The 21,089-nt window shown below is 58.7% G+C and carries 16 protein-coding genes; 4 read left to right on the forward strand and 12 right to left on the reverse strand.

The window, feature by feature from the left end; translation table 11 throughout:
• Positions 1–31 precede the first annotated feature (31 nt).
• The 4 genes from QO231_RS20455 to QO231_RS20470 form a co-directional block, all read right to left on the reverse strand.
• Positions 32–1,948: an ATP-dependent helicase gene (locus tag QO231_RS20455; protein WP_316780880.1), complete on the reverse strand. Its 1,917-nt coding sequence runs from the start codon at positions 1,946–1,948 to the stop codon at positions 32–34.
• Positions 1,945–3,858 carry an ATP-dependent nuclease gene (locus QO231_RS20460; RefSeq protein WP_316780883.1) on the reverse strand — a complete coding sequence of 638 codons (1,914 nt, stop codon included), beginning with the start codon at positions 3,856–3,858 and terminating at the stop codon, positions 1,945–1,947. The genes QO231_RS20455 and QO231_RS20460 overlap by 4 nt, the downstream gene beginning before the upstream one ends.
• 517 nt (positions 3,859–4,375) lie before the next feature.
• Positions 4,376–4,645 (reverse strand): hypothetical protein, encoded by a 270-nt coding sequence (locus QO231_RS20465; protein ID WP_009819899.1) that lies wholly within the window; start codon positions 4,643–4,645, stop codon positions 4,376–4,378.
• Positions 4,646–4,804: 159 nt separating this feature from the next.
• Entirely contained in the window at positions 4,805–4,984 is a 180-nt protein-coding gene (locus tag QO231_RS20470; protein ID WP_068247264.1) for a hypothetical protein, read from the reverse strand.
• Positions 4,985–5,165: 181 nt separating this feature from the next.
• On the opposite strand from QO231_RS20470, the gene QO231_RS20475 reads away from it, so the two are divergent.
• The gene (locus tag QO231_RS20475; protein ID WP_316780894.1) at positions 5,166–5,507 is read left to right on the forward strand and encodes a hypothetical protein; all 342 of its coding nucleotides are present in this window, start codon (positions 5,166–5,168) and stop codon (positions 5,505–5,507) included.
• Here the strand turns inward: QO231_RS20475 and QO231_RS20480 are convergent.
• Complete coding sequence (locus QO231_RS20480) at positions 5,464–6,153, reverse strand: hypothetical protein (protein WP_316780896.1); 690 nt, start codon at positions 6,151–6,153, stop codon at positions 5,464–5,466. The genes QO231_RS20475 and QO231_RS20480 overlap by 44 nt on opposite strands.
• Positions 6,146–6,937 (reverse strand): nucleotide-binding protein, encoded by a 792-nt coding sequence (locus QO231_RS20485; RefSeq protein ID WP_316780899.1) that lies wholly within the window; start codon positions 6,935–6,937, stop codon positions 6,146–6,148. Before QO231_RS20485 ends, QO231_RS20480 begins: the two co-directional genes overlap by 8 nt.
• Positions 6,938–7,614: 677 nt before the next feature.
• Between QO231_RS20485 and QO231_RS20490 the strand changes: the two genes are divergently transcribed.
• From QO231_RS20490 to QO231_RS20500, 3 genes are read left to right on the forward strand one after another with little or no spacing between them, the layout of a single operon-like run.
• Positions 7,615–8,151 carry a helix-turn-helix domain-containing protein gene (locus tag QO231_RS20490; protein ID WP_316780903.1) on the forward strand — a complete coding sequence of 179 codons (537 nt, stop codon included), beginning with the start codon at positions 7,615–7,617 and terminating at the stop codon, positions 8,149–8,151.
• Positions 8,152–8,155: 4 nt separating this feature from the next.
• Positions 8,156–10,030, forward strand: coding sequence for a relaxase/mobilization nuclease domain-containing protein (locus tag QO231_RS20495; protein ID WP_316780905.1), 1,875 nt, complete (start codon positions 8,156–8,158; stop codon positions 10,028–10,030).
• A gap of 12 nt (positions 10,031–10,042) precedes the next feature.
• Positions 10,043–11,974, forward strand: coding sequence for a type IV secretory system conjugative DNA transfer family protein (locus QO231_RS20500; RefSeq protein ID WP_316780908.1), 1,932 nt, complete (start codon positions 10,043–10,045; stop codon positions 11,972–11,974).
• A gap of 42 nt (positions 11,975–12,016) precedes the next feature.
• Here QO231_RS20500 and QO231_RS20505 read toward each other — a convergent pair whose 3' ends face one another.
• The 6 genes from QO231_RS20505 to QO231_RS20530 all read right to left on the reverse strand — a co-directional run bounded on the left by QO231_RS20505 (position 12,017) and on the right by QO231_RS20530 (position 21,089).
• Positions 12,017–13,207 (reverse strand): GIY-YIG nuclease family protein, encoded by a 1,191-nt coding sequence (locus QO231_RS20505; RefSeq protein ID WP_316780911.1) that lies wholly within the window; start codon positions 13,205–13,207, stop codon positions 12,017–12,019.
• Complete coding sequence (locus QO231_RS20510; RefSeq protein WP_316780914.1) at positions 13,200–15,248, reverse strand: pseudomurein-binding repeat-containing protein; 2,049 nt, start codon at positions 15,246–15,248, stop codon at positions 13,200–13,202. The genes QO231_RS20505 and QO231_RS20510 overlap by 8 nt, the downstream gene beginning before the upstream one ends.
• Positions 15,249–15,423: 175 nt before the next feature.
• The gene (locus QO231_RS20515; protein ID WP_274563474.1) at positions 15,424–16,896 is read right to left on the reverse strand and encodes an ATP-binding protein; all 1,473 of its coding nucleotides are present in this window, start codon (positions 16,894–16,896) and stop codon (positions 15,424–15,426) included.
• A 142-nt stretch (positions 16,897–17,038) separates the two neighbouring features.
• A complete protein-coding gene (locus QO231_RS20520; RefSeq protein WP_316780921.1) occupies positions 17,039–17,923 on the reverse strand; it encodes a hypothetical protein in 885 nt (294 codons plus the stop codon).
• Positions 17,920–20,670: a class I SAM-dependent DNA methyltransferase gene (locus QO231_RS20525; protein WP_238373082.1), complete on the reverse strand. Its 2,751-nt coding sequence runs from the start codon at positions 20,668–20,670 to the stop codon at positions 17,920–17,922. Before QO231_RS20525 ends, QO231_RS20520 begins: the two co-directional genes overlap by 4 nt.
• Positions 20,667–21,089, reverse strand: a complete 423-nt coding sequence (locus QO231_RS20530; RefSeq protein WP_068247303.1) for a type II toxin-antitoxin system VapC family toxin — start codon at positions 21,087–21,089, stop codon at positions 20,667–20,669. The genes QO231_RS20525 and QO231_RS20530 overlap by 4 nt, the downstream gene beginning before the upstream one ends.

Below are 21,089 nucleotides of genomic sequence, written 5' to 3' on the forward strand. Positions count from 1 at the left end.
CCAGCCACTTGGTGCTGAATTGATCAGAGCTTCACTGCGATGGTTGATCGGGCAACGAGAAACCCATCTCAAGTAAAAAACGTGACGGCTGCTTATTCCATCCCCGATAGTTGTCGGCATAGGAGAGGCAGAGCCACTCTCGCGCACGCGTGATAGCCACGAAGCAGTTGCGCCGCTCCTCTTCCATTTCAGCGCTATTCTCGCCTGCTTTCAGGCTTTGAAAGCTCGGCAAGATGTCCTCCGCCAGTCCGACCACATAAACATGATCGAATTCCTTCCCCTTGGCGCCGTGGATCGTCATAAGGGTCACGGTATTGCTGCCGACTGGGGCCTCCTTTGAGCGGATGGCCAGTTCCTGAAGAAACTGTTCAAGCGGCGCATCGCGGCCGATGGTTTTACCGATACTTCTCACAAGATCGGACCAAGCCGCCCGGTCTTCTGCAATGTCACTGGCTTCATCGTCCTGCGCCGGGATCATCGCGAGGACTGCATCAACAAACTGCCTGAACCGCGCGGGCTCCTTTGCGAAGGTTGCAGCTAGGTCGACGAGAGCGTTGCCATTGACGTCATCTCCAAGCCCGGCTTTGACCGCTACCGCCCATTCATCGAGCAGGGAGCGTTCGGTCAGTTCGGTGGCGGTAACGATGAGATCGACACGGGCGTCAGTGCCAAACCAACGATTGAAAGCGCCGGTCAGGATTTCCAGCGCACGTCGATCAAGCGGACGCAGCCCTTGGCGAAGTACGGCAGCGAGCCATAGGAATTGAGGTGATCTGAAATCATCGCGGCGCTGAGAAATGACCGCGTTGACCTGCTTTTGCGTTAGGGCGGATTGAAGCTTTTCGAGCATGTAGCGCGTGCGGGCCAGTACCGCGACCTCTCCCCATTGAGCGCGGTCGATTTTGGCGATGCCTTCCGCAATCGACGCGGCTTCCACGTCGTCGGTGGAATAGCGTAGGACGCAGATGTGCTGTTCATCGGGATACTTCAGCGAGGTTTTGCCCGCCTCCAGCGGCTGCTTGGCAGTCGTGCGCTGCAGATTGTGGACCACAAGACGGTTGGCGACAGAAACAATTGCAGGTGGACAACGGTAGTTTGTAGGAAGCTGCAATTCCTGCGGGGAAAAGTCGGCCCGGAACCGCTGGATCTGTTGGTAGCTCGCACCGTTCCACTGGTAGATGATCTGGTCATCGTCGGCAACGGCGAAGACATTCCTGAAATCCTCGCCGGCAAGCGCGCGGATTAGTCGGTACTGCCCGTCGGTAGTGTCCTGAAACTCGTCGAACATCCAGTAGGCATAGGTCTTGCGATAGCGTCCAGCAATGCCGGGGAAGGCTGTGACTAGCCGATGAGCTTGGGCGATGAGCGAACCAAAATCTAGGGCGTTGGCTTGGGTGAGCGCCGCCTCGTAAGCGGCGTATACCTGCTCCACGCGTGAGCCATCAGACGGATCACGAAAGTATCGGGCCGAGCCTGCCGGCTGGATGAGCTGCGACTTAAGCTTGTCAATGGTAGACAGCAGCCGAACGTCGTCTGGCCTCAGGCCCGCTTGTTTGATCGCGTCGCGCAGAATTTCCTGACGATCTACGTCGAGCGAGTAGATCGCAAAATCAGGGTTGATGCCAATGTGGGAGCCGTGCTGTTGCAGCATCTGCATGCAGAACGAGTGAAAGGTCCCGATGAGAGCACGGCGCTCCTGTTCAGGTACCAGTGCAGTGACGCGGGCGGACATTTCGTCAGCGGCCTTGTTGGTGAAGGTTAGAGCCAGGACGCGGAACGAACGATCCGGCGTGTCGGCGAGCAATTTGGCGACACGTGTTGTCAACACTCGGGTCTTACCGGAGCCGGGGCCGGCGAGAACGAACATCGGGCCATCGCGCCAAGCGACAGCAACGCTTTGAGCCTCGGTCAGTTCTGACAATGCGACGCTGAGGGAGGAATCGGTCATGTGAGGCCTCTGAGTGCCAGGATTGCATCGCGGAACGGTGCAGGCATGCGCTGAGCCAGCGCCTGGTTCTCGGCGCACTGTTTCGCGAGAACAGCAGCATAGCCACTCTTGTCGTTCTCGAGTGCCGAAATCAACGTTTCATTGTCAAAGTCCGTCGCCGCTGCATTTCCAAAAGAGACGAGGATCGCTTTTAGTTCGTTTTGCAGACCATCTTCTACGAGCTGCTGCTCAAGAAATCCGGCAGGCAAAGAGTAGGTACGTCGTGCGATTTCTGCGGCAGAGAAATTTCTGGCGGTGATCCTGGCGATGTAATCATGCCCTGCGTGGTCTCCGTCTACGACGGCAAGCCATGGATAACCCAGCGCTCGTGCAAGTACCGCAAAAATTTCCGGGCTGCCATTATTCTGAAAATCGATGACGGCGACGCCGTGTTCATCGAGATCATAGCCCAAGCCTTTGGCGATGCCATGAACAAGTTGGTATTCGGATTGCCCTTCAACGAGAAGCCATCGGCGTGCGAAGAAAATTTCGCCGCGGATTCGCCGGGCAAATGTCCCGAGTTTCTCCAATTCTGCGTCAGAGATAAACTCCTGCGATGCATCGCATGCTTTTCGCAGTGCAGCGTGGATGCCCTGCGTGTCGGGGCGTCCGGCATAGGCCACGAGGAGATTGCGATACTGGTTTTCGGGCAACGTGCCGGATAAAACGAGTTCGTTGAGGCTGCGGTCATAGGTGATGATTCCGCCAGAGTCGGCGATGATGGCGTCGATCTGAGGAACATGCGGAACGGGCGCGCGGAATTGCCGAGGGAGTGAGCTCACCGTTGTGCCGTTGGCCTCGACACGGACAACGCGAATATCGCGGAAGGGAACGTGCTGAAGGAAGTACGGCGAATGTGTTGTTACGATCTTCTGGCCTGGCAGTTCACTGATATGACGCCAAAGGCTGCGGGCCGCCTGCGGATGAAGATGTGTCTCCGGCTCCTCCAGCGCCAAGACAGCCGTGCTTTCAGGCCGATACAGGTCGCTAAGGATCAGTTCAACGAATGCTTTGAAGAGGAACATCACAGAAAGGCTCTGCACACCTTGACCGTGCCGCGCCAACGGGAGCCACGGTTTGCCGCCCTCCGTCTGATAGATGACCTCCGCCTTCGAGAGGATATCCCATGTATTGAGGGGCAACAGCCGTAAGTCAGCTTGACCCGGTGCGTCGGAGGCGGCGACACTACTGATATGGGAAAGACCGGTGGCAAGATTGGTCAGAAGCGGATCAGCATCGAGTAGGCGTCGATTCAAGAGATCGAAAATACGCTTTGATCTCTGTTCGAGAGGCTCGGGAATTTGCACCGTCCGAAGCAACTTGCCCCAGAATTGGCTCCTTGAGGAAAATTCGTCTGTGACGTCGCGAAGCGCCTCAAGGTAGAATACAGGCAGAAACTGGAAGAATTCCTGGAGATTGACGGCGCGGGCGCCGCGCCCGGCGAGTGGGTTCCTGTCGACGTTCAGGAATTCCCATCGTGGAACGAAACTCTCTTCGGCCGCGTCCCATGAGCAGCTGACGCGCATGATGATCGACGCACGGCCGGTTACCGGGTCGAGCTGGATGATGTCTTCTAGTTCGCCTTGGAGGTCCTCGGGCCACTCGTTGGCTACAGCCTCCTGGAGCTCGACCTCGATAACAACTGGATCGCCGACTTTTGGATCTGGCCTGCCGTCGCATAGATGCACATCATATTCAGTGAATCCGGTTCCGCGCTGTCCCCACCGTCTGGTCAGCGCGATGCGGATCGCTTCCAGTATTGCCGATTTCCCGGCGTTGTTGGTCCCTATAAGGACTGTAACCGCACCAAACTGAATTTCTGCCTCTTTGATAGAGCGAAAGTTTGATATTTTAAGTCGACTTATTTGCACTATTGAACATCCCTTACGCCCTTGGCCAACGATACCGAGAGAACGGCGCTTTGCACAGCTTGAACCGCACGCATCCGCCGACGGCGGCAGCCGTGTCTTACGGATCGGGTGGTTTTCCGTTCCGCAAGAGTTGGGTGTCCGCTTTCAGGTATATCGCCGGGCGGCACCGACAGGGTTCGGATGTCGGCTATGGGCCGAACACAATACTGCACCTGCGAAATAGGCTTCCATGCTGCGATGTGCGTGACTGTGATGGTGAAGGTTTCGACATGGGCAAGCCCCGCAAGCGGGGTCGGGCTGCTGAGGCTCCGCCCTGAATTCCGACCTTGCTGTCTTCCTGTGCCAATACGTCTTGGTCTGTCTCATCCTGAGCCACCCCAAGCCGTTTGTCACATGGTCGCCATCACGATCCGCTTTCAGCTCTGACGGGTCTGCATCCCTCTTGCAAGGCGGACGCTGCCGCCAGGCGAAGCCGAGGGGCTCTAGTGTTCGCCACTTGGCATATGATTCCGAAGGGCTATGCGTCTGGCTTCTGGTCGAAAAGAATAACATGCGCGCCTTCTTCACTGTCAGGGTTGCCTACCAGCACGAACGGCATATCCGACCCGTACTTCTCGTAGAGACAGCGGTATTTCATCTGGCCGCTCAGCGGATCGCGCACTTGGTCATAGCGAAAGCTGTGCTGAACGCCGTCTTCGATCCAGGCCTTGACGCCATCGGGGGTCACCAGTGCAAGCGGCGCGCCGTCCAGCAAGATTGTCTCGCCAACGTTGAAAATCTCTTTCATCTCATGGGTCTCCTATCGGTCTTCTTTGGCAGCGTTACAAACCGTCGTCGCCTTTGCAACGATCTCTGCCCCGCGTGTTCCCTCTCTCGGTGTCATTGGCCCGGATCACAATCGTGTCCTGCTCCGGTCGCTTGCGAGCATTTTAGGGCTGGAGGCGGTCTATCCCGCGTCCTCATAGGGCTCGTACCTCAGGTTCGCGCCGTCCGCCTGATCAAAGTCATCGGACCATCTGGTACGGCGCATGCCGCAGCTCCATTGGAATACGACGCCGACCTCGACGTCTTCACCGTTTACCGTCGTCCAAATGACTTCGACGGGGTATCCCGCATACTTCTTCATGCTCTTCTCCTGACCTCCATTTGGTCGGAGCCGCAGTAATCTGGTGGCAGGTATCTGCCTGTCCCTATATATGCTTGGCCAACACAAAACGGAGTTTACAAACTTGCTTTACAGGCCTCTACATATTGCGCTCTTTCTGGGCGCGGCTTCATCGGCTGTCGCTGCCGAGTGGGAGATCGGCTTGTCGCGAGGTCTGGAGACCTATGCTGCGACTGCAAACGACGGGACCTTGCTCTTAGTTTGCGATCCTGACCGTGTCTACAACCCAAACGAGAGCCATGCGTACTTTTTGTCGCGTCCCAGCGATGACAAAGCGCCACAACGCATTGTCTTTCTCGCGGCGACCGGAGAGCAGGCTGCCTTTTCAGTGCAGGACGGGATCGCAACGCAACGGGATGCTGATCCTGCCGAATGGGCACAGCTCATCGATATGATCGAGGCGGGCGGTCAGATTGCTGTCGTGACCGCACGCGATGCCTTTACGCTGGATCAGGACGCGCTGCCCGGGCTTCGATGCCGCTGATCTTTTGAGCGAGCTCTTCGATCTCGGAGTGCAGCAGCGCCTTACCGAAGGCGGATAACAGCAGCGTCACCCCATAGACGTTGAGCGGGTCATCAATGCTTGTCTGCAACGCCGCCATATGGGCGGCGTCGAGCCTGATCATCGATTTCATGAAGGGGGCACCAGTGCCTTTGGACTCGGCCAGGCGTGGTCGTGCAGCGGAGGCAACCTCATGCCAGGTCGCGGTGTCGCGCAGGTTTTGCATGCGGGCGCGAACCGCTTTGATCAAGGCACGCCGAACGTAGTCCGGATCAAGGCCAGATCGTTCTGCCAGCGCCTCAATCCGTGCCTGATCCTCAGCTCCGATGCGCACGTAATAGGTTCGAGACTGCCCTTCGGTGCGAGTGCTGCAAGCATCATCCGCCACCGGCTGGGTGGATACCCCCGAGTTGATGCGCGCCGTTTCAGCCGCGGCTGCCTTTTCCCCTTTCCGGGGTTCATTCTTGACCACTGATTTTACCGCTGGGCCTTCTGTCGCGACCGCTTCCGCCGTACTCTGATCGAACGCGGCATATTTCGTGGTGCTCGTGGCGAACTGCCGCGATCGCGCCAGCCTGTCTTCGTTCGAGACAGCGGTCCCGGACCGGCTTGGAATCTTCCTAGCCATTGGCGGAGTCCACCATGGCCTCGATGTCGCAAAGGACATCGCCGCACAGTGTCAGGGCTGAGGAAAGATGCCCCGCCTGCAACCGATGACGAAGATCCTGTTCATAAATGTCCCGCACGTATCCCAGCGGTCCGGTCAACGGCATGCGCTGGATCGCGGCGAGATGGGGCACCGGCGTTGGTAGGAGCGGCAGGGTTGAAATCACCTCGAAGACCTCAAGGTCCTGCCGGTGAACCCTGCGTCTTGCCGCATCACGCTCAAAGTCATCGCCTGCGGTCACGAAATCGATCGCGCGTTTGTCCGCGTTCATCAATACCGCGGAAAACAGCGGGGCGGGGTCATCCGGTCCGAGGGTCTCGATCATGCGCATTACCCATGTCAGGGTTTTCAGGGCCGCCACGAAATCCGATTGTACCGGCACGGCCGGCACCAGGATCATGTCGCAGGCCAGCGCCAGTGTTTCGGTGTCGGGGTGTTCGCCGGGGCGGGTGTCGATCAGAACCAGATCAACACCTTCAGCCTCAAAGCCGTCCAGCGCGTGGTAAAGGCCTTCAACGGTCTCGGGGGCATCGGCCACGGTCAAGCCTGTGGGCCATGGAAGGCGTGGCAGATCACCGAAGTCGGCGCGCGCGCTTTTTGATTCCCATTCGAGGATTTGCTTGTCAGCATCCGCATCCATGGCATGCACACGGCGGCCGCGTGCGAGCATGGCGGACGCAAGCATCTGTATGAGAGTTGTCTTTCCCGATCCGCCCTTCGCGGAGATGGCCGTCACAACAAGCATTCAATGTCTCCATAACGTATGTTTTGTGCCGTTATGGCGATGCCTCGGGATGGCGTCCAGACCTTGCGCGATACAGGCGTTCAACCTTTGGGTCGGACAGATGTGCAGTTGCTGTGGCGATGTGCTGTTTCGGCGATCATCTGTGTACGCGTTCGGTCAATCGGTCAGCAGGTCACTCACGCCGACCCTCATTGCAGCGTCCATTCTTTTCTCCATCGCGTCGTTGTGACAATTTCCCAATGCTGCCATCAGCCTTCGAGGTGTCGGGTCACCTGACCATCGACTATCCGTATCAGCGCCGAGGTAATACGCGCGGTACTGCGCAGGCGTTCCAATCCCACAAGGTCTTCTTCTCCTTCCGGGAAAACCCCTTTGAGCATTCAACGCCAATGAAGGGATATCGTGTCGGCTGCGCCGACGTCATTCCCGCGCCTGTTCAGGATCCGGGCCTACGTCCCGGATCGCGGCGCGGGGGAGGCGGTGTCCCTTCGGTCTGTTCGTTGTCGCGTGGGGTTTACAGCAGGCATGGCCAAGGCCCTGCCTGCTGATCACCGAAGGTGCGACAACGGACCGAAGGGACGTTGACAGGAACGGTATTGTGTATGACAAAACTTGTGCGGCGACTCATTAGAGTTTTCGTGTTTACAAAAACTATCTAATGATAAATCTTGCCGCCCATGTCGAAACGCCTCTCCACCATAGCCCGACAGGAGGTTCTCCGGCTTGCCGCGCAAGGGCTTGGCGATGAGGAGATCGCCGTGCGTGTTGGCTGCTCCCGGCCCACTGTCGCCCGCGTGCGGGCGCGCGGTGTGGTGACGGATCGAACCACAAAGGGCCGCGTGCTGCAGGTTCGGGTGTCCGCCCGTGAGGCCGAAGCATTCGAGGCGCTTGTGGCTGAGACGGGCATGACCACGTCGGGTTTGCTCCGGCACATGATCCGTCTCTCATCCGGCATTGTCGCGTTTCGCCGGGACGAGGTCACGGCGCTCAAGGCGTCGGCCAATCAGCTCAATGCCTTGGCGCGCAATCTTGTGCAGATGCTGAAGCTTGCCCATGCGGGCAAGCTGCGGTGGAACGCGCGCGACGCGGCAATGGTCGGTCGGCTTGCGGACCGGGCCGAAGAGGTTGCTCGGGCCGTGCAGGCTTTGCGCGCGGCCTCGCTGCGCGGGGCCTTCGTCCGGGTGTCCGATCTTCGGGACGTTGGGGAGGGGTAGCGCGATGGCTGAAACACGCACCCTCCAGCAGGCGGTATTGGGCGAGATACTGCCTCATGTGGGGCGGCGGTCTGCAGCCATGGCGGGCGAGGCGCGCGTATCGCCGGGCCGTCGGCGTGGCGCGTCCGGCGGGACGGTTGCGGTAATGTCCTGGAACGCGCTGCGGGTGCCGCAAAGCGTGGTGAAGCGGGTCGGCACGGGCGGGTGTCATTCGCCCAAAGAGTTACGTCGACAGATGAAATACATCCTGCGCGACGAGGCGCGGATCGCAGCCTGGTCGAACCAGATCGGCATCGATCGTGTCTTTGGCGAGCGCGGCATGGAAAATGTCATTACCGATTGGAGTGCATCCTGGTGCGGGGCGCCGAAACGGGGTCACACCGATCACATCATCCTGTCCTTTCCCAAGGGAACCGAGGCGGAATTGGCGGAAGCCATCTCGCGCGAATGGGCGCAAGAGGTGTTCGGCGGGGATTACCGGGATCGATATCGGTATGTGGCGGCCCTCCATTGCAACACAGATCATGTGCATGCTCATGTTCTTGTCGACAAGGTCGGGATGGAGGACGGCAAGTTCCTCTCGATCAGCCGCCATTCCGAGATCAGCTATGACATGATGCGCGAGCTGCATGCGCAGATCGCGGGCGAGCACGGGCTGGTGCTGAACGCCTCTTCCCGTCTGTCGCGCGGCATCATGGAAAACGCCCCGCGGGACACTGATTTGCAGGCGGCCCGCAAGGAGGGACGGGAGCCAGTGGTTGCCCCGCTGGATCCTGAAAGCCGCGCTCTGCGCGAGGCCGAGATACGCAGGCACGCCGAGGGGTATCGGCAGCTGGCGCAACTTGCCGGGATGGGCCTGGCGTCCGATACCCATCCGGATGGATGGATGGGGCGCATCGCGGAGAGCGCAGAGCTTGCCGCCACCAACTTGATGAAAGGAATGCCGGTGAAAGAAGGGTTTGCCGAAGGGGTTGATATCCCCGCTGCCGGAGCGGATGTGATCGGTCGTCTGATCGCCGCCCGCGAGACATTGCAAGCGGAAGCCGACACCGCGTGGAGCGCCATTCAGGACATGGCGTCCGGTGCCGAAAAGGTCGAACTGGAACAGCTCTTTGCGGGGCAGGCCCGCGAAATGGGCACGCTTCTGGGCCGCGACTTTCTTGCGGACCATTCTTCATCGGTATCGCCCGAGCGCGATCCCTACAGTGTGCAGGGGATAGCGGGGCTGGCTGCACGGGCAGCAGAGGAGGGCAATCCGCTCGTCGCCGAGGCCGATGCTGCACTGGGTCGTTTCAGAGCGGAGTTGGCGCGCGTTCTGGCACCGATGGAGTCACGGCTCGAGGAGGCGGGCAGCAGCATCGAAGAAGTTGCTGCCCGTTTCACCGCACCCCATCGCAGCGAGGCGCAACTCGAAGCCTCACGCCCAGTGGACGCACAGGAGCGCTCGGACTGGCTTGGGCTCGAACGCGACCTGCAGGCGCGCGCGCGTGATGTTTTTGCGGGGCTGCACATGGATCGTGATCTTTTGGCGGATCTGGCGCGTCAGGACATTCTCGACGCGGGGCAGGGCAGCCGCCTTGCCGACATCGCCACGCTGGACAAGCTGATCTCCGACTTGCGGCAAGACCTGCGCGACGGGGATATGGATCAGTTGGCAGCGGGCCGGATCGATCCGCTCATGGACCGCATCGAAGACCCTGGTCTGCGACAAGCCGTGTTCTCGGAGCTAAAGGCCATCGCCGCAGTGGATGCGGATGATGACATTGCCGGGCGCGACAGCGAACCCGCCGCCACCTACCGGACCCGGATCGAAGCTTTCGAGCGCGCCGAGGAGCGGGGGCGCGACCGGGACGATACCAGTGGCGACTACGGCCTCTAGAGGATTCAAAACATGCTGCATGCAATGGAAAGCCGTTGGCGGTATCCGATCGCCATCCTGCTCGGTCTCGGTGTTGGCACCTGGATCGGTGCCGCGATCGCCACGCTCTATCTGATGGCGCGATTTGGCGAAGACCTGGGTGGGTTCGATATTTTCGAACTTTGGCTGCTCAATCTGTCTGATCCACGGATCAAGGCAAACCCTGCGGTGGAACATACTGCGTGGCTCATCACGGCACTTCCTGCCCTGCTTCTGGCGGCGACAGGAGCGACATCCGTTCATCGCGGGTCGCTCACCGATTATGATGATGCACATTTCCAGTCGCGTCCCGAGCTCCGCCGCAACCGTATGTCGGCGTCTCTTTCCCAGAACGGCTTTCTGTTCGGCAAGCTCGGGTCACCTGCGTCCCGCGCGCCTTTCGTGTCTGCCACGCCAGATCGCTTCCCGCACGCAATGATGATCGCGCCAACGGGCCGGGGCAAAGGGGTAGGCTTCGTTTTGCCGAACCTTTTGCACTTCCAGGGCAGCGCCGTGATCCTCGACGTCAAGGGCGAGAATTTCGAGAAGACATCCATCCACCGCCAAAAGGCGCTGAACAATCAGGTCTGGTACTTTTCGCCCTATGACTACGTTCAGCCCGAGGGCAAGAACGGGCCCGCCCTGACCCGCACGCACCGGTTCAATCCTCTCCAGCGCATTGCCGATCTGCCCAGCCCCGAGCAGCAATACACCGCCGTCAACACCATGGCGGACTTATTCCTCATCGTCGAAAGCGTGAACGCGCAGAGCTTTTTCCAGGCCGGACGCAGCCTGTTCGTGGCGTCTTGCCTCTACGCCATCGAGACCGGCAAGCCGACGATCGGTGAGGCGCTGCGGATCATGACTGGCGGCGGCAATAAAAAGGAATTCTACAAACGGGCCGCGATGCAGACCGCAAACCCGGTGGTGGCAGAGATTTTCCTGAGCATGGCCGACGAAGTGGACAAGATTCTCGATTCCTATGTCAGTGTGATCCGCGGGGCCGGATTGGAGCTTTGGCTCGATCCGGCGGTGGACCGGGCGACACAGGTAAGCGATTTCGACTTCGGCACGTTCCGACGAGAACCACAGTCGCTCTATATTGTCGTGCAGCCGGAGCACCTGAAAACACTGGCCCCCCTGATCCGGCTCCTGTTCGCCGATGCCATCGCATGTCTGCAGCGCGCGCATCCCGGACCGGACGAGGCACATCCCGTCATGTTCCTGATGGATGAATTCGACCAACTGGGCAAACAACCCCTGGTCTTGCAGAGCATAAAGACGATCCGCTCCTATGGCGGGCGGCTCTTTATCATCTCGCAGTCGATCCCCGGTCTTGAGGGCATCTACGGCGAAACCGACCGTCGTGCGCTACAGGCCGGTGCGGGTGTACAGATTTACATGACCCCGCAGGATGATCGCACCGCCGACGTGCTGTCCGCAGCCCTGGGCAAGCGCACGATCGTGGGCAAGACCAGATCACAGGCAACCGTGCGCAAGCTCTCGGAAAGCGCAAATATCAGCCGTCGCTCGGAAGAACGGGCGCTGGTATCCCCCGCTGAATTGCTGCGTTTCCCGCTCGACAAGGTCCTTGTCCTGCCCGAGGGGCAATATCCCATCAAGGCGGATCACATCCGTTACTATGCGGACCGGCATTTTGAGAAGATCGACAAAGCACGGCAGGGGCATGCCTTGCCCTATCCTCCTGCTGCAGCGCCAGTCTCGAACAGGCCGAAGAAAATCACCCTCGAGCAACCAGAACCCGCAGCACCCGCGGCGATCTCCATGGGCGACAAGGAATTCGAGACTGCGGTGCAGACCTACACAGGCGCGCTACAGGGATACGCAGAAGCCGCGAGGGCAAAGCCAAAGAAAACACGTTTCGGTGGTCGGGCGCGCTCTTCGGACGCAAAGGCGAGGGGATGATCTGGAAATCGAATGTGGCTGTGCTGTTCTGCCATGCGCCAGCTATGAGACAGATACCAATCGCGCCTGTTTCGGGTCATAGACATAGCCCGAAATCGTCCCGTCCTTGATCCGTTCAACTGCATCCTTTATCGCGAATATTGGCGCGAGAAACCACTCTCTCGGAATCACGGGCCTACCAAAGCGATCCATGATCTCAATCTCGAGCCGCGCGGGCTCGAAGATGCGATGGATCAGGTTCTCCAGTTTTGTCCGATTGATGTTGTAGAGTTCATAAGTCGCAACCACCTCGACGTTCGCCATCAGAAACGTTGGTTGCAGATGTGCGCCAGCGATCCGCTTTTCAACGCTCATATTGGTGACGCCGATCTTGTGTACGAGGTCGCGATTTTCGGCCACAAGTGGATGATCGGACTTGCTGCGAAGCACATAAATTGTCCCGCTCGCCTCGTCGCCATCGATTGTCTGATCGGAAAAAAGTGGCCCTGCCGATGGGTCGGTGATCCGCCGTCCGGCGTCGTCCTTGTTCAACGCGCGCTGAAGCGAGCGCATCAGCATGTTGCTCTCGGTCCCGTTGTCGAAAATCACCCGCAGACGCGCATCCGTGCGACCTTGCTCGTTGGTGATGGTCTCGCCCTTGTCGGCGACATAGGCCTTTTGACCGCTGACAATGAAGAAGCGTCCCTTCTCGATCTCGGCTTTCATCTCGAACGGGCGAGTTTCGCGCAAGCCGCTATCCAGTTCTTTCTGGACCTGCTCGAACAAGGGTTTGAACGTCGCGAAATCCTCGCATTTCTCGCGGTTTCCGACTTCATCGGCAGCCTTTTTCTCGGCTGTCGACCGGACATGTTTCAATTCCGTGAGGGGTGATCTAGCCACTTCCACACCCAGTTCAGCGAGGAGGGCATCGTCATCGAGGTCATCGGAGTCTGACGCTGAAGGCGGAGGGGTGTCTGTTAGGAGACCGTGCTCGTCCAGTGGGCCCAGCAAGTCGCGACACTCCTGCAATTGACGGATCTGGTCAAGACGCACCGCATAGAGGCGTTCAAAGATATCACGATCCTCCCCGTGCTGGGGAGGCCGGCCATGCTCATCTGCAAATCGCAAGAGTTCCTCGAAACCTGCGATGATGCGTTCTTCGCGTGGTGTGCGGCTGAGCTGCTTCTTGACCTCGACCTCGACGCCAAGCTCAGTAAGGAGGGCGTCGTCTTCGTCCGTGAAACCCTTAGCCATTGGCAGCCTCCTGCTTCATGCGCGCGAGATAGGCGACGCCTTCGGCCATTTTCTTCTCCCACGGATCAGGCGATGTGATGGAAGGCAGACGGCCCCGCTCCTGCTTGAACTTGACGGCGCGTTTCGCCAGATCTCGCGCCTCGTCCGGTGACAGTTGCACCTTTTTCGCCGATATGACGGCCTGGACCTGCCGAAGGCTTTCCTCGCTCATCGTCTTTGCCAGAATCGAGTAGGCTTCGCCGAACGGGTTGATGCGATCAATCAGATCGATGTCGAGTTCGCGCACGTCCATTGCGAATTTGCGCACCCCGTCGATCAAGGCGGTATTGCCGGTTGTTTCTGTGTCATCGCCGCTCGACAGAGCGATCTCCTTCGCCTTCTGGGTCAGGTTCAGCGCGGCCACTGCATGCTGGCGCACGGCTTCCTGATCCTCGGCGTCCAGCTCCGGGAACCTTGCTCCCACGATCTTGCCCATGCGAACCTGCGTCAGTTCCTCGGGCACCAGCTCCTCATCGAAGAGCCCGCGTTCGATCGTGGTCTTGTCTTGAACGAAAGCGGTGATCACCTCGTTGAGGTCTTCCTGGCAGATGCGCTTGGCTTCCTTGCTCTTGGGTTCGACCAGACCTTTGATTTCGATCTGGAACTGCCCGCTGGCCTCGCTGAAGCCAACGTTCTCTTTGTTGGGGTCATAGCCGCCCTCGCCGTAATCGAACCCTTCGACAGGGCCACTTTTCACGGTCTTGGGCGTGAAGTTGAAACGAGGGGCCAGCACCTGCTCCATCAGCAGGCTTGCAGCGATCGCCTTCAGTGTATCGTTGACTGCCTCGGTCACGGCTTCGGCCGCGGCGTCGGGCTCCGCGATAAGGTTGGTGAACCGCGCTCGGGTCTTGCCCTCGGCATCGCGGGTGGCGCGGCCGATGATCTGCACGATCTCCGTCAGGCTGGCGCGATAACCCACCGTCAGGGCGTGTTCGCACCAGATCCAATCGAACCCTTCTTTCGCCATACCCAGGGCGATGATGATGTCGACATGATCGCGGTTGTTCTTCTGCGTGGAGTCTTTCAGCGCGGCGGAAACCTTGTCACGCTTGGATGGCTCGTCGTCCACCAGATCGGCGATGCGTAAGACTCGTTCGTCTGGCGTCTTGACCAGCTGAAAGCCTGTGATGGGATCCGCTCCCTGCCAATCGCCCAGGGCGTCAATGATATGCTCGACCTCGCGATGCTTGTCCTTAGTGCTTTCGCGCGAGTTCACGTTCGGGATGTGAAGGATTGTCTTCTCGGTCGGATCCAAAACCTTGAGGATGTCGTCCGCATAGGACCCGGAATAGAAGAAATACCCGATGTCGAGCGTCTTGAGGTATTTGTAACCATTCAACTGCTGATAGTAGGTATAGGTGAAGGTATCGAACTTTGCCTCATCTTCGGGCGACAGAACGGCTTCGGCATCGCCGCGGAAATAGGACCCGGTCATCGCAACCAGATGCACCTTGTCGCGCGCGACCAGTGCGCCCAGATGCGTGCCCAGCTTGTTATCAGGGTTGGCAGAGACGTGGTGAAACTCGTCTACCGCGATGAGCCGATCATCAAACGCTTCAATCCCGAACTTGTCCACGGCGAACCGAAAGGTCGCGTGGGTGCAGACCAGAATCTTGTCGTCGCTCGCCAGAAACTTGCCGACAGCGCCGACCTTGCCGTCATCCCCGCCGGGAGCGTTGCATAGGTTCCATCGCGGTTGCACGGTCCAGTCTGCCCAGAAGCCGTACTTGCTCAGCGGCTCGTCGTTGAAGCTGGACCCGATGGACTTTTCCGGCACCACGACGATGGCCTGGCGCAGGCCCTGATTGTGCAGCTTGTCGAGCGCGATGAACATCAGCGCGCGGCTCTTGCCCGAGGCCGGGGGCGACTTGATCAGCAGGTATTGCTCGCCCCGCTTCTCATAGGCACCCTCTTGCATTTCGCGCATGCCAAGCTCGTTCGATTTGGTCGAGCTTCCATTGGCCGCGTAATTGACAGAGACGGAAGGAACCTGCTGCGTCATGATGTTTTCCTTCTGAGGGGCGCGGAATCATTCGCTTTGGGGCAGGCAATCAAAACCCGATCAAGTAGCGATACCGCACCCTGCCTATCGTAACAGTATGATTTATATTTATTTTCCAATTTACGCCCTCTAGCCCACATACGCACAATCAAAACCCGATCAAATGTTGTCCCTGTCACGCCCATGAGGGGACATATCCGGCCCGAGGGCGTTCAGCATCCGCAGGACGGATCAGATCAGCATCCAGCGTTGCGCGAATAACCCGCGATGCCTGCGCAGCGTTCTGGTCGTCGATGCCAAGCCGCTCCCGAAGTGTCGCGTTCGTCATCTTTTGACCGCCTACGTATTTGAGCGCGGCATGTTGGTAACACGCTCGCACGGCTTCTTCCGGTGTCATGTCCGCAAATCGGCGTGGTGCAAACAGAACCACGCGCACGGCGTCTCCCTCCATGCGGAAATCCGGTGGAGGCAACTGGTGCAGCTCAACCGCCGAGATCACCTTGTCGATGCCGGTGCCTTGTTCTTCGCAAAGTTTCATCCGCCGCATCAACGACGCAAGGGCTTCATTTCGGGAACGCGGCGGCGAGTCCAAAAACCGGTCGGGGCTAACCAAGGGGGCGCCCGGGTTCGTGATCTCCATTCGATCACTGAACAACTCGATGAGTGGTCCTGCGCCGGTGATTGTCATGTCTTGGTGGATCAATGCGTTGGCGATCAATTCGCGGATCGCTATCGACGGGTAAAGCGGTCGCTCCTCGCGGAACGCTTTACCAATCAGTTCGTTGCGGGGCAGAAGACCGTCGATATAGTCCACCAAACCCTGAAAACCCGCTGCATAGCCGCGCTGGCCATCCTGGCGGTGACTCACGTCATCTGCACGTCCGGTGCCAGCATAGGCCACGAAACGGACGCCTTTGCGCTCTACAGAGGGGCCGAAATCGGAAAGTTTCTTGGCATACAGGATTGCGCCCAGATTGGTAATGTTCCAGCGGTCGCTTACATCTTTCTGGATCAGACGATCTGCCAATAGCTTGTCGAAGATCCCCTGCCTGTTATCCGGCAAGGGCTGGCCCGTAAGATCGAAGTAGTTGGCGTAATTCAGCCGCGCAAGAACGTCGTCGCCGGACAGGAACTGCGCCGCGACGCCTGTCTCCCAAGCGTAGGGCTGCAACTTGCTCCAGAGGGCACGCAGGCGTTCCGGATGGTCGGACAGGCGCGGCGTGGCACTGCCGATGCGCAAATAGGCGGTCCGGTCAAACTCTACCGGAGCGGTTGCGGCGGCGGGGATAGTCAGCAGGATCAGGCGCTGCCCGTCATGTTCGACCTCTTCGAACCGGAACTCGATGCCCGGCTGGAGGTGGTTGGCCACCCACAGTTCGAGCGGCTGCCCCTTCTCCTTTTTCACGGTCGGCTCGAAACTCGTGCCGACAACCGCATGATCACCGTCTCGCACCCCCCAAACCACATAGGCAAAGTGCTGATCGGCCAGACGTGCGGCATTGGACAAGGCCGAGATCAGCTTGCCGATCAACGGCCCGTCGGCATTGTTTTCCTTGAACTCGATCCATGTGGTTTCCGCTGGTTTGGCACGCAGATCGTCCACCAACCTGCGGGTGCGTTCCGCGCTCATGACAGGGTCAAGGGTCATAGTGTGTCCACTTTCTGACCCACCACGCCTGGGCAGCGTTTCTCGTAGGCGCATTCCTGTATTGCCCGCCGACGCTGATCGTTCGGCTTGGCCGGGCTACCGTTGGTGGCATAAATAATCGAAATGGAGGAAAAACCTTTGATCATTGACCTTTCACTCGCTTATCAAAACGTCTTAAAAATATGCGGGCTGTGATCAGGATTATTTGAAACCGAAAAGCACAATCTTCTTCATCTGATAGACCCGGATGGCTGCCGTGCGGATGCAATCTTGCCCACAACCCCAATACGTATGCGGGTTTGCCTCTGTCGTTCTCCCACTCATTGTATTCGTGAAGTAGGAATGGTCCCGATTTTGTATCTGCAAGATATTGCCTCTTCGCATCATCACTAACCTTAGGATCACATCCAAAATACTCCGCAATTTTGTCCAGCAGTTCCTGATAGAAATCTCGGATCATCGCGTTTGCAGATGACCAATTCCCTTGCGAAAAATTCTGAGTTGCTTGCGCCAAGTGTCCCTTGGCCACATTAAACCCATGCCGATCAAGCAGAGCCTCAACTTCGCTTGTCGCTTCACGAAAGTCTGCCTCAGGCACATCCTCAGGTAGCATCCGCCTTAGGACGATTTTTTTGATCATCCTTGGAGCATCGTCGAAGATTGAAGTTCCGCCCATCGGATCCGGAACCCTTTCTTCCACAAGTTCGAAGCCATCCATTTTCAGACCAGCAACAAGACGCAACCAGACGTCAGGCTTGTTTTGTTTGTCTCGATCGGACGCGGTAGTTGCATGTTCAACCATCGCCCTACGCAGGTCGCAGTTCCCATTGACCGTCGGAACAGAACGCTGTCCCATACTGCTTTTGGCGAACCTAACCAAATCATTGGCCTTCGATGCTACCGATCCAGAGCCACAGAATTCCTCTACACCCCACCCTAAAATAAGAGATGAGAACGCGGCTTGCGTCGACATTTCAGCAATCATCTCGCCCGCTGCCATCAGCGTCATGCTATTGAAGTTGCTCATACGCTCACCTTCGTCGTCATCTTCGTATACATCTCGAACAGCTTTTCCAGCCGTTCGGTGTCGTTGCGGAAGCGGCGGCCGATATAGATGCGTTCCAGAACCTCGTCGTTGTGGTCATGCGCTGCGCGGAGGTTGGCGGGCATTTTCTCGGGGTCGTAGAGGTCGGCGATGGTGGCGGGGAAATGCGCCTCGCGGGCCAGAAGGATGCCTTCTGCCGCCGCTGTCAGGTCGGCGCGGTTCTTTTCGGTCAGTTTCGGGACGGGGAAGGTGTTCCAGCCGAGGGTGTTGGAATAGCTGAAATCAGTTCGCATCCGCACGCAAACCGTGCCGATCCAGACCCAATGCAGACGCGAGGCGATCAGCGCCATGTTCCAGAGCGGAGCGTCGTAGAGGGCAAAAAGTTTGTTGGAAATAATGGTTCCATCAGGGAGAGGTCCACATGGGAGATAGTCGCGGTTCTCGGAACTAATCGCTGCGATCGCGATCACTTTCTCATCGCCCGTTTGGCGACGTTCATCGAATCTATGGGGCCACTTAGCCCCTTTCTGTGTTGCCGACTTTGTACTGGCGAGGCGCATTGCGCGCACAGCCTCAAGTCGCTTCCCAATTGCAGGGATTTCTTTGGCCTGTTCTGCCTCGGCATCCTTTATCCAAAGACAGTATCGCTGCTTCCCCGCAATAAACTCTTCAGAACCAAGAATGGGGCGAATAAATTTTCGCCGCTGTTCTGGGGTTAGAGCCAAGCTTGAAACTTCGTCTGAACTAAACAGCAAATTTCCCCCGTCAACAGGCTTACTACCGAATGTCATTTCGGCCAGCGAGGATAGTGGCTTTGACCGCTTCTCTACGATTACGTTTGCACCATTGATCAAGTAAGCGTTCAGGAATCCGGACTCTTTGACTTCGGTTTCACCGTCCGAAGTTAACGAAAACAGCTTTCTGGTGTGACCAGCGCGGTTTGATATTCCAACTATGACCACGGTCACGCCAGCATTATGGCTGGCCAGGTTCGCCCATTTGAAGTTCGTATGGGCAAAGGCGATCTCGTGCCCTGTCTTGAAGATCAGCGGCCACAGGATCGGCACCTGCTGCCCCTGACAGATCGAGTTGGTGGACACAAAGGCCGACACGGTGGGCGTGTGCAGCCCGTAATCGGCGGCCTTCATGAACCAGCCTGCAACATAGTCGAGCGATTTCCAGCTTTTCGTGCGCCCGTCGAAAATGCGCTGCAAATCCTCTTTCTGTTCGGTGCTTTGCCAGGTTGACCCAAGATAGGGCGGATTCCCGCAGATATAGGTCTCGCCCCCTTCATTCGCGAAGTCGATCTGCGCCTGATCCAGCGGGGACATGAACAGGTCATCGGCCTGAAACTTCACCCCCGTCCCCGTGGGCGGGCAGACCGACAGCCAATCCAGCCGCAGGGCGTTGCCGCAGGTGATCCAGTTCTGCGCGTCCAGAGGCAGGAATTCTGCCAGCGCCTCTTTCTGGCCGCGATAGGTCACGTCGCATTGGTATTCCGCGATGATCAACGCCAGCCGCGCGATCTCGGCCGAGAAATCCCGCAGCTCGATCCCGCGATAGTTGGTCAGGGGAATGTCGGTGCGCCGCAGCGGCTCGCCCCGGCGCTTGTTGATCTCATACTCGATGGCGCGCATTTCCTTGTAGGCGATGACAAGGAAGTTGCCCGACCCGCAGGCGGGATCGAAGACGCGGATCTTGGCCATGCGCGCACGCAGATTGGAGAGCCTCCGCGCGTTGTCGCCCGCCGCCTCCAGTTCCGTCCGCAGGTCATCTAGGAAGAGCGGGTTCAGCACCTTCAGGATGTTCGGCACGGAGGTGTAGTGCATGCCGAGGACCGAGCGTTCCTCCTCATCCGCGACGGCCTGGATCATGGAGCCGAAGATGTCGGGGTTGATCTGGGTCCAGTCGAGGCTGCCGATATGGGACAGGTAGCGCTGCGCGATCTTGGAAAACCGCGGGGCTTCGGTGGACCCCGAGAAGAGCCCACCGTTCACATAGGGAAAGGTGTCGGCCCAGCGGGGCAGCTTGGCCTCGGCCCGTTTGGGGATGGCGGTGTTCATCGCGCGGAAGATTTCGCCGATGACCTGATGCGTGTTCGACCCGTCGCGGTTAGCCATCTGGTCGATGGTGGCGGTGAACAGGTTGTCGCTGACGAAGATGTCGGTGTCTTCGGCGAAGAAGCAGAAGATCAGCCGCGCCATGAAGTGGTTCATGTCGTGGCGTTTTTCCGCGCTGCCCCAGTCGGGGTTGTCCTTGATCAGCTCGATATAGAGCCGGTTGAGGCGGCTGGTCGCCCGGATGTCAAAGGCGCTTTCGCGGATCTGCTTGACGGTGGAGATACCGGCGAGCGGCAGGAAGAAGCCGAAATGGTCGGGGAAATCGGTGTAGCGGCAGGCGATGGTCTCGCCAGTGGTGATATCTTCGGCTTCCAGATCAATGCCATCGGTAGCGAGGATGAACTTGGCCTTAGCGCGGGTGGTGGTTGGGCTGTCGCGCAAGGCGGTGAGCGTTGCCGCGATATCGCCCGGCGCACAGGTCGCAAGGTGGATGTTGTTGGTCTGCAGGACGCCGCCGAGGTCGGACTTGTTCGACGCGCCGGTGCGCAGCCGCTTGATGGTCGTGTCCTTGTTGCCGAAGGCCATGAGGAAGGCATATGGGAACTCGGCAGCATCAAAGGGCTGCTCGGCGAGTTCGGAAACAGCTTGTTCGATTTCAACGGCGTTCATGCGGCTGTCCAGGGGTTGATCAGGTCGATCTCGCAACCCTCGAAGTCAGGCGTATTGCGCGTGGCGACGGTGGCGCCGCAGGCGTGGGCAATGGAAGCGATCTGGCAATCGGCCTGAGCGATCGGTCGCCCGGCGGACCGTCGTGCCGCTGCTATGGTAGCGAAGGACTGCGCGGCGTTGCTGTCGAAGGGCAGAATGCGCCCGGCCAGGTCTTCGCGCAGGATGCGGTCCACGGCGTCAACCAGCGCGGCGCGGTGCTTGCCGTTCCCCATGATTGCGAGGCCAAAGCGCAGTTCCGCCTCCGATATCGAGGTCAGGTAAACGTTGAGCCCTTCCTGAGCCGACAACCAGTGTTCGACCTTGGGCTCCGGGGCCGGGCGCAAAAGCTCGGAGATGACATTCGTGTCGAGGATGATCAT

This window comes from Sedimentitalea todarodis (genome assembly GCF_032595355.1).
GTDB lineage: Bacteria > Pseudomonadota > Alphaproteobacteria > Rhodobacterales > Rhodobacteraceae > Sedimentitalea > Sedimentitalea todarodis.